General features: G+C 62.6%; 5 protein-coding genes. All 5 read right to left on the bottom strand.

Translation table 11 applies throughout. The annotated features are described in order from the left end of the window. Positions 1-31 precede the first annotated feature (31 nt). From AC6I7A_RS00545 to bcsA, 5 genes are read right to left on the bottom strand one after another with little or no spacing between them, the layout of a single operon-like run. A complete protein-coding gene (locus tag AC6I7A_RS00545) occupies positions 32-1,039 on the bottom strand; it encodes a family 8 glycosyl hydrolase (RefSeq protein WP_058958313.1) in 1,008 nt (335 codons plus the stop codon). Positions 1,040-1,047: 8 nt separating this feature from the next. Next, positions 1,048-1,491: a cellulose biosynthesis protein BcsD gene (gene bcsD / locus AC6I7A_RS00540; RefSeq protein WP_058958312.1), complete on the bottom strand. Its 444-nt coding sequence runs from the start codon at positions 1,489-1,491 to the stop codon at positions 1,048-1,050. Then, positions 1,491-5,294 carry a cellulose biosynthesis protein BcsC gene (locus AC6I7A_RS00535; protein ID WP_058958311.1) on the bottom strand — a complete coding sequence of 1,268 codons (3,804 nt, stop codon included), beginning with the start codon at positions 5,292-5,294 and terminating at the stop codon, positions 1,491-1,493. The genes bcsD and AC6I7A_RS00535 overlap by 1 nt, the downstream gene beginning before the upstream one ends. Before the next feature lie 11 nt (positions 5,295-5,305). After that, complete coding sequence (bcsB, locus tag AC6I7A_RS00530) at positions 5,306-8,380, bottom strand: cellulose biosynthesis cyclic di-GMP-binding regulatory protein BcsB (protein WP_498004201.1); 3,075 nt, start codon at positions 8,378-8,380, stop codon at positions 5,306-5,308. Beyond that, on the bottom strand, positions 8,377-10,488 hold the full coding sequence (gene bcsA, locus AC6I7A_RS00525; RefSeq protein ID WP_009088376.1) for a UDP-forming cellulose synthase catalytic subunit: 2,112 nt from the start codon (positions 10,486-10,488) through the stop codon (positions 8,377-8,379). The genes bcsB and bcsA overlap by 4 nt, the downstream gene beginning before the upstream one ends. Positions 10,489-10,530 lie beyond the last annotated feature (42 nt).

Genomic DNA, 10,530 nt, shown 5'->3' with positions numbered 1-10,530 from the left:
CCACTGCTATCCGCAACAGGGCGCTGAGCAATCAGCGCTTCTCCTGAAAGGCCTGCCAGGTCAGTAACTGCAGGCTGGCCGAAAAGTAGTTCTGATCCGCCGCCAGCGTATCGCTCAGATAGCCCGTCTCATTCAGCGTCAGGTCACGAACTGCCAGCAGACCGCCCTCAAGATGGTAAGGGGCCGGGGTATTCGCCAGCACGTCAAACCAGGCTGGCGTCAGCATCCGGCTGTAACCCTGCCAGACGCGCTGAAACGGCACCAGCGCCAGACTGTGCGGGTCATACCACCAGATGTTCAGCGGCACGCGAATGGCGTCGTAGCTGAAGCGGCTGGAATAGCCGACGGCCGGGGCAACCGTACCGTCAGCATTCAGCGCCACCCAGTCCAGCGGCAGGCCGGTTTTCCCAAAGCTCAGCTTACCCAGCAGATCGAAACCGTCATTGATCAGCTTATCCCAGACCTGGAGATGGCTGCGCTCGCCAAACTCATGCCAGGCCTGAAACAGGAAGTAGGAGGGATTCAGCACCACAAAGCTGCCTTTGTTAAAGCCCTGCGCCCCTGGCAACAGCACGGTGTGTCCGCCAAAATTCGCCACATCCAGCCGGATGATGGCACGCTGGATACGGTCAGAGGCCTGCTGATAGCTCTCTGCCTGCCACTTCTGCGCGGCACGCTGCAGCGCCCAGGCGAGCAACACATCACCATCCGAGGCGTTGTTTTTGTCGGCAACCGGATTGTCACTGCCCGGCACATAGCGCCAGTAGAACAGCTCGGTCTGCGGATTACGCAGCTGGGTGCGCGTCCACTGCCACAGCCGATCAAAAGTGGCGCGGTCATCGTTAGCGACCGCCAGCAACATGCCATACCCCTGACCTTCGGTGTGACTGACATTGTTATTGGCGGTGTCGATGATCCGCCCTTCAGGGGTAACAAAACGGCTTTTAAAAGTGTCCCAGCCGCTGGCACTGGCCTGCGCGCTGCAGGCCAGCAGTAACACTGAGCAGATCCAGCCCAGCCAGAATGGCTTACGTTTCATAGTTGATCCTATTGATATCGATAGTACAGCGTACTGCCTTCACTGCGTTCGGCCGTCACCGGCACCCGGTTGCTGCCGCCCTGCCCCTGCAGCCAGCCCGAAAAAAGACCGGCCAGCACCGCACCAAACGCCGACTGCCACTCAGCCGGTGAAAGGATGTTATCGCCTGCCGGTATAGCGTGACAGGTAATCCGCAGCGCCGCCTCTTCCGGCTGAAGCTGCACAAACCCCCAGTTAAAGCGCGCCAGCTGCAGATTACACTCGCGCTCCAGATCCTGCACGGTGCGTGCCGCTGGCACCGGATAGCGGGTCGCCAGCGACTCCCCCATGCGGTAGAGGAAGGCTTCCGCCTCCTGCTGACCGGCGTTGGCGATCATCCCCTCAATCAGCACGCTGACCAGGTCAAACCAGCCCGGCTGCCAGGGATGCGAACCGCCCGAATGTTCACTCATTACTTCTCTCCGAACAGATAGCGGACATAGAGCTGCGCGCTGCTTTCGTTGTAGTCACCAAAGGTGTCATAGCCCAGCTGGCCGCCAATCGTCACATCTTTATTGAGTTTATAGTCAGCCCCCGCGTGCAGGTTGTAGCCGACGCCGTTTTTACTGCCACCCGAGTAGTACGCCTCTTTCACGCTGCCACCGGCGGCAAGCGCCTCCAGCTGCGACTGCAGCCGGGCATCGGCCGGGAAGTACGCACTCTTATCCTGGCTGTAACTCTGATAACCGGCGGAACCGCCGATGTTTACTTTCAGATCGTTAAACCGGCGAGAGAACTCCACCGGGAAAGAGACCGCCGCATAGTTCTGCGGGCTGAAGTAGCCGCCCTGCCCGTAGCTGAAATAGCTGAGGTTTTTCGAGAAGTCCATCCACGACAGGCTCATCCCCACTTTCAGCTCGCGGTCGTCGCTGTGGAACGGACGAACATAAGCGCCTGCCGTCGCCTGCAGACTGTTGTTGCTGGCAACATTTTCGCCCAGATAGCTGTAAGCGCCTGCCCCGGCATAGAAGCCCGCATCGCCATTGTCATAGCTTAACAGGGCGTTAGCCCCGTTCTTCGTGACGCGGCCCCAGCGTTTACCACTGGCCTTATCCTCTGCGCCCACATATGAGAGCAGGCTGTCGGTAATGGCGCGGCGCTCGCCGGTCAGGATCAGCGTCAGGAAGTCGGTCAGCTTCGGTGACCACTGAACGCCGCCCACCAGGGTACTGAGATCCTGCCCCAGCGGCGTACTGCCGAGATCGACCTTGTAACGGTCGCCCTTCAGCGCCAGATTCAGCTCCACGCCCGACGCTGTTTGCGAATCGGTGGTGGCGTTCGGCAGATCATTGACCGTGGCACCGCCTGCGGCGACCACATTGCCCTGGCTCAGCGCATTGGTGCCGAAACGACGCCACGCATCGGCCGCGCCGCTGCCCGCCGTGAGCGAGACCGGCGTGGCGGTAAAGTCAAAGCGCGCCTTTTCAAACGGCACGGTAGAGAACGTCAGCGGCGCTTTGGCTTCGGTGAGTTTGCTCAGACCTGACTCGCCATCACGCCCGCGCACCTGCACCATACCCTGACTCCAGGTGCCGGTTTTCTCCTGCAGCGAATCCATCATGGTGTCGATCTCGTGCAGCGTCTGCGCCTGTCGGGACGCGGTTTCGCTGCCCGCAGCCGGTTCGCCCTGTGCCGTCACCCCGGCAGGCGCTGCCTGCCACGGCAGCACGGTGCCGTAGCTGGACGCGGTGCGTCCTACCGGCGAAGTGTGGCGATTGATAAAGGGGTTATCCGCCAGCGCCAGCCCGCCTATCGTCGGCACGCTGCCTGGCTGCGCGCCCTGCAGGCCGATCAGCTGACCACGCGCGGAACGCAGATAGCCCATCGCCTGCGTATGGTCGCCGTTGGCTTCCGCGACGCGCGCCAGCAGCAGCAGGCGATCGGCCGACGGCGCGGTGCGGTTAAGGCCACGACTCAGCGCACTGGCGCGCTGCACATCGTTCTGCGCCAGCGCCACGTTGATGGCCCCGACACGGGCATCCTGAGTCGGAGTATCCTGGGTCATCAGGTAGTCATACACCACACCGGCATCCCGGTTCATCTTACCGTCCTGGTAAAGACGGGCCATCGCGAACATCAGATCGCGGTTCTGTGGATCCTGCTGCAGGGCACCAATCAGCTTGTCATAGGCCACCGCATACTGCCGCTGCTGCCGCAGGCGATCCACTTCATTAATCAGATAGCCGTTGCGAATGCCGGCCAGCTGGGTCGGGGTACTGCGCGCCTGCAGCTCAGGGTTGCTGAGGAAGCGCTGTGCCTCGCTGCCGAGGCCCGCCTGATTCAGCACCGCCATCTGCGCCGCATAGTCGCCCGCATTCCCCTGCACGCCGCGCTGCAGGTTCGCCCGCACCAGCGAGACGGCGCTGGGGAGATCGCCCGCCTGCGCCAGCTTCTGCGCCAGATTACCGGCATCAACCGGATTCGCGGGCGGATTGACCGTGAGCGCTTTCAGGGTATTGGCGGCGGCGGCCGTGGCCCCCTGCGCCAGATAGCGATCGGCGGTGCTCATCTGCAGGTTGAAATTGACCCGCTGCGCCAGTTCACGCATCGCTGCGGTCTGTGCGCTGGCGGGAATGCGTGACAGCAAGGTGCTGGCCTGCTGCCAGCCGCCGCTTTCGCTGGCGTTGAGTGCGCCGGCATAGAGCTCGCTGCTGCTGGCACCGCTGCGCATGACCGGCTGCATCACGTTAGCGGCCAGCAGCGTATCCCCCTGCTGGCGGTAGAGCCGGGCCAGATCGAGCCGCAGCCACCCCTCCGTGGGATAGCGCTGAATAGCCTGTTGCAGCGTCGCCATCGCCGCGGCGCTGTTACCGGCGGCCAGCTGACGCTTCGCCTGCTGGCGCAGCGCATCGGCTTCATTCGCCCGCGGTGCGACGCTCTGGCGTACGCTCTCCGGCAGGGAGCCCAGCAGACTGCCAGCTTCAGCCGTGCGATTCTGCTGGCGCAGCACGTAGAACAGCCCCTCTTTGGCGCTGCGGTTATCCGCATCGCTTTGCAGGATTTCGCGGTAGATCTGCTCTGCCTGAACGGGCTGATTCGTGCGGCGCAGCACGTCGGCGCGGAACAGCCTGACGGCCAGCCCTTTTTCGCCCTGCGCCTGCATCAGTGGCTCGCTTAATGTCAGCGCCTGTGCGCTGTCGCCGTTTTTCAGCGCCTGCTGCGCGCTGGCCAGCTGCGCATAGAAGCGGGCATCGTCGGCCTGCTGCTGACGCGACGCACTCTGATCGCCGCCAAGCTGCGCCGCCCGCTGCAGATAATCGGCCGCTTCCTGATAACGTCCGTCACGCTGAGCCACGTAGCCCATGCCCGCCAGCGCATCCGCATCCTGAGGATTGGCACCCAGCACTTTTTCAAAGCTGGCCTGCGCCCCGCCGACATCCCCGCTGTTGAGCGCGCTGAAGCCCGCCCCTTTTTCTGCGCCACCCACATTCTTACGGTAGTAGTCCATGACCGCAGTGTCCTGCGGATGACGCTGCTGCCAGGTCTGATAACGCGCCGCATCGGCGGGCTGCGGGCCGAGCCACAGCAGCGCCTGACGCAGTGAACGGTCAGCATCCTGATTGCCGCTCGCCAGCGCGCTCAGCACTTCAATGCCTTCACGGCGGGTCGACTCCTGATAAGTCAGCGCTTTCCCCAGCGCCAGCTGCGCACCCGTGTCCTGCGGATGCTGCGCCGCAAACTGCCGCAGGGCCTCGACGGCCTGCGGCAGCAGCGTACGGTCGCCGGCCATGGTGAGATAATATTCCGCCGCCACGCTGGCGGGCGGCTCATTGCCGCTGAAGGTGTTGCGCCAGGTCTGTAACGCCGCCGGAATATTACCGCTGCGCGCCTGCTGACGCGCCAGCGAAAGCTGCGCCTGCGGAATGGTCTGCATCTGGCGCGCATTATCCAGCTCGCTCAGATGGGGATCGCCAGGGGCAACCTGACTCAGGCGGGCGCGATACTGCGCCGCCGCCGCCGTGTCGCCGCCCTGCTGGGAATAGAGCGCCAGCAGGTAGAGCGCCTGGGTGTTGCCGGGTTCCACCATCAGCACCTTCTGCAGCGAAGCCTTCGCCAGATCGTCATGCGCCTTCTGGTGCCAGTAAGAAGCCTGGTCGAACAGCGCCTGCAACGCCGGGTTGCTGCTTTCCGCCGCCAGCAGCGGCGAAGAGAGGATCAGCGTGCTGCCCAGCAGCAGCGCATGGCGGATTCCGGCACTTATCAGAGTCGTTTTCATTCTTTTTATCCTTACTTCCTGCCGGAATCACGGTCCTGCTTTGGATGCAGACGCCGCCAGGCATGGCGCTTCAGCATCACCCAGGCCGCACTGCCCACCAGCGCAGAGACCAGCAGCGCCGCCAGTGCCAGCAGCACCGAGTGCTGGTTGGCGTACCACACCACCATCATGTACCAGGGCATCTCGCCGCTGGGGAACTGTGCGCCGACGCGGAAACTGCGAATGCCGTTTTCATCGGTAATGATCGCGGTATCGCCGCGCACGGCGGCGTTGATCTGCGCCGAACTTAAATCGTTGTGCAGTCGCAGCAGCTGGTCGTCGCTGGTTGCGACCGTCATCACCACCAGTCGATCGGGGTTCCACGGCGAGCGATAGCTGAGGAAGCCGCGCCACGCCTCGTTGGAGGAGAAGTAGCGATCGGCATCCAGCTGCTGCCGACTCCAGTCGCCGGTCAGCCAGCCGCGTAATTGTTCCAGCGTATCCGGCTCTTTCACGCCAAAGGTGTTGCCGCTGGCGTCGTACGGTGACGCCGCCAGCATCGCCTGATTAAAGGCGCTGTTGCCGGTGGTGCTGACCGCCAGCAGATCGCTCTGCTGTAAACGTGCCAGATGGGTGCCACCAGCGGGCAGACCAAACATGACCTGATTCTGCGTCAGCGCCACGCCGGTGGCATTCCCGGCGCGCGCCGCCAGATCCAGCAGCGTCGACAGCTCGGCGTTGCTGGGGGTTTCCGGCAGCAGCAGCGTGGTCTGACCGAAGTCGGCCAGACGCGAGAACGGGAATGATGCCCCGACAAAGTAAGAGAGGTTCGGCAGCATACTGAAGTGGCGGGTATGGCTCAGATCGATCCACGAGTCCTCTTCAATCCGGCTCTTGATGTTGTTATTCAGCAGCACGCCGCAGGGCGCGTCGGCGCGCGGTTTAATATTGAAGTAGAGCGCCAGCTGGTTATCGCCGTAGATCAGATAGGGTTCGAGATTAAGCCGATACTGCTCCTGCCGCGCATCCCCGCCTAAACGGTGCCAGGCGTTCTCCAGCAGACCGACTTTGTTCACCGTCAGGTTGCGCAGGAAGGTGCCGTTAAGCATGACGTTAAGGAACGAATTCTCCTCATCAATCCAGGTTTCCGACGGGAAGCGATAGTGCAGATTGACCGGCACCGTGTCGCCATCCCACAGGAAAAGGTCAGGCGCGGCGCGGAAGTTCACGCGCAGGGCGTCGTGCCAGATGCCGCTGCTGGTCAGGCTCTGATCTTTGCGCAGCAGTTCGCTCAGGCGCACCGGGCGGTCCGTGTTGATCCAGCGCGGGGCATCGTAAGGCTTACGGCTGTCAGGGAGCGGCGAAGAGACCGGCAGCTGGCTCTCATCGGTCGCCAGGGGCTGCGTCAGCCGGTTTGCCGCCTGACGCAGCTGATCCGCGTTGTTGCCACTGACCAGCAGCAGTTTGTAGACCGGATTGATGGGGTTATCCACCAGCTGCAGCATCGGTCCGTTGCTGGCCGGGAAGGTCAGCGTGCCGATGCGCTCACCGGGATGACCAAACAGGATGCCGTTGCTCTCCGGCAGCTCACCGCGCACCACCGGGAAACGAATCCCGCGATAATCACTCTGGATGCCGAGCCAGGATGCCACCAGCGCCGCCGCACTCACCGCATCGGGAGAGAGGTTGCTGGCGAAGCCGATGGTCACGGTGGCGGCGGTCATCCGCTGAGGATCGAGGAACGGTCGCGGGAAATTGCGCAGGCGGGTGCCGATATTCAGCTGCTGCCCCTCAAGGTGCAGGGAGGTCTGCGGCAGGATGGTGACCTGATACTGCTGTGCGCTCTCTTTCTCACACAGCAACTTGTCCGCATCGTTGATTTTAAAACTCAGGTTGTTTTCAGAGACCACCATCGCCGCCGGGATCTCCAGCTCATAGTCGCTGACATCGCTGTCGGTCGCGCCCAGCGGCAGTGTGCCGAGCGGCTGACCGTTCAGCATCAGCTGCAGCGACGTATTCCGCGCTGCCAGTGCGGCTGAGACGCGCAGCGACAGATTGAGCCGCGCATTGGTAATCACCTCATCGCTGGGCAGGGTAAAGGTAATGCCTGACTGCAACTGGCCGCCGGTCAGCGTGATGCCGCGTGTCTGGCCCATCTGCGCCACGGAGAGGGTGCTGCTGATCGGCTGATTGATCGCCGCCATGACCGGTAACGGCGCGTCTGCCGCCGGTGCTGTCGCCTGGCCTGGCGCATAGGGCAGCGCGCTGGCGGCCGCTTCCAGCGCCGGGTCCGCACTGCTCAGCCCCTGCGGCAACGGCACCGCTGACAGCGCACTGCTGTCCTGCGTGACGGCTCCGCTGTGCGCCGTCGGGGTCGCAGCATCGCCCGTCGCGGCAGGATTCTGCGGAGCGGCTGTCGCCTCAGCGGCAGGAACCGCTGCGGCTGGCGCCTCACCTGACGTGTCACCGGGTGAGGCGGATGGTGGTGCCGCAGAGGGAACCGCTCCGCTGGCGGGGGCCGCACTGTTCACCGGTGCGGCAGAGGGCGCATCGCTGGCGGATGGCTGGGCCGCGCCGGTCGCTGGTGCCACAGAGGGCGCGGCTGATGGCGTTTCGCTGGCCGGAACCTGCGCGGAATCAGTTCCCGGCGTGGCAGACGCTGCGCTGTTCCCGGCTGCCGCAGCTGGCACGGCTGACGGCGTTTCGCGGGCCGGAGCCTGCGCGGAATCGGTTCCCGGCGCGGCTGACGCTGCGCTGTTCCCGGCTGGCGCAGCTGGCGCGGCTGACGGCGTCTCGCTGGCCGGAGCCTGCGCCGAATCGGTTCCCGGCGTGGCAGAGGCTGCGCTGTTCCCGGCTGCCGCAGCTGGCGCGGCTGACGGCGTCTCGCTGGCCGGAACCTGCGCGGAATCGGTTCCCGGCGCGGCTGACGGCGTACCCTCTGTGACAGACGGTGTGACCGGAGCCGCCCCGGGCGGCGTCGGGGCTGAACTGTTTACCGGCGCCGCGCCGCTATTGTCCACCGCCGCTGGCGTTTCCGCACCGGCAGGCGTCAGCCACAATGCCGCCGTCAGTGAACTGGCCAGCAATGTCTGCGTCAGGATCTTCATGCCGCGCCATCCTCTTTCGCCGCCGCGGCAACCGGGTCGACATTTTTACGTTTATCGTGGCGGCCCTTCCAGGTCAGCCAGAACAGCTCAAACACGGTACGGATAATGGTGCCCAGCGAGATCAATGGGTTGTCCTGTTTATACTCCGGCTGAATCCACGCATCGGCACGCGCCAGCACCACGCGCACCAGTTCGCGACGGCGCGCCAGCGGCATCGCTTCAAAGCGCAGACGAATGCTCTCCGCATCGCCGGAAATCTTCGTGACCGGAAGCGTAATCGCGCCTGACTTCAGCAGCAGATCGATCTCTTCGATTTCATCAGATTCGTGACGCCCGTCGGGCGCGTCGAGTTGCGCGCCCCCCATGGAGAGGTTACTGGTCAGCGTGCGCGATGAAATGCCGCTGGCGTAGTGAATAATCGTCGGGATCTGCACCTCAATACGGATGGTTTTACGCACCTGTTTGGTTTCGCGCGCCACGGCAATTGCGGCCATCAGAATGATCAGACTGAAAATCGCCCAGCCGACGTTCAGGGCAATCACGTAGGGATCGACGCCAAAGTAGTCATGCATCACCGCCCGCACCACGCCAGCCACAATGCCGATGCTCAGCAGCAGCGCCACGATCACGTGCGGACGCACAATATGGAAGTCGAAGAAGCCCTGATCCAGCACGCCGCCTTTATCGGTCACGTTAAATTTGCCATGTTTAGGCGACAGCAGGGTCAGGATGGTCGGGATCACCAGGTGGAAGCACATCACCGTCTCATAAATCTCGCCCCAGAAGGTGTAGCGGAAACGGCCATTCATGCGGGAGTTCACGTAGAGTGACATCACCAGATGCGGCAGCACGTAGGCGAAAATCAGCGACGCCGAGGAGTGAATAATGTTGAGGTTAAACAGCAGGTAAGCCAGCGGCGCGGTCAGGAAGGCGACGCGCGGCAGACCAAACTGAAAATGCAGCATGGCGTTGAGATAGCAGAGACGCTGCTGCCACTTCAGACCCCGGCCAAACAGCGGGTTATCGACGCGGAAAATCTGCGTCATGCCGCGCGCCCAGCGGGTACGCTGAATGATGTGCAGCCCCAGACGTTCCGTGGCCAGACCGGCCGCCAGCGGGATCGACAGAAAGGCCGAACCCCAGCCCAGCCGCTGCATTTTCAGGGCGGTATGCGCATCTTCCGTCACGGTTTCAACGGCAAAGCCGCCAATCTCTTCCAGCGCGGAACGGCGGATCACCGCACAGGAGCCGCAGAAGAAGGTGGCGTTCCAGTTGTCGTTGCCCTGCTGCACCGGGCCATAAAACAGTGACCCTTCGTTTGGCATGCTGCGCGCGGCGCGCAGGTTACGCTCGAAGGGATCGGGTGAGTAGAAGTAGTGCGGTGTCTGAAGCAGCGCCAGTTTTGGGTCGTTCAGAAAGGGGCCAACCGTCGCCTGCAGGAAGGTGCGGGTTGCGACGTGGTCGCAGTCGAAAATGCAGATCAGCTCACCTTTGGTGATTTTCATAGCATGGTTAAGGTTACCGGCCTTGGCGTGTCTGTTGTCGTCGCGGGTGATATAGCCCACCCCCACGTCGGCCGCGAAGCGGGCAAATTCGCTGCGCTTGCCATCATCCAGCAGGTAGACCCTGAGTTTGTCGCGCGGGTAATCAATACACTGCGCCGCCAGCACGGTGTCGCGCACCACTTCCAGGCTTTCATTGTAGGAGGGGATATAAATATCCACCGTCGGCCACAACCGGGTATCGTCCGGCATCGGAACGATGGTGCGTTTTAAAGGCCAGGTGGTTTGCAGGAAGCCCAGAATTAAAATCAGCCAGACGTAAAGCTCCGCCAGATATAAGCCAATCCCTAAGATAGCCTCGACTTCGGAATTAAAATGCAGCGTCTCTGTCGTCCGCCACCAGATATAACGGCTGGACATTAATGCCGAGAGGATCACCATCACCACGGTAATTTTGCGGCTCTTGCTGAAACCCAATAAAAACATCATGCCGATGCTGATCAGACCAAAAATATACTGTTTCTGGCTGTCCATCGGCGTAGTGATGATCACCGCCGCAACAGGTGCAAGCACCAGCAGCAGCAGGTAAAACCCGATTTTACTCATGATTCACCCTGAGAAGCGCTGTGTAAATCAGCTGTCTGGCGA

The sequence above is a fragment of the Type-F symbiont of Plautia stali genome (genome assembly GCF_059731105.1).
This window is presented reverse-complemented; position numbering and strand designations above follow the sequence as displayed.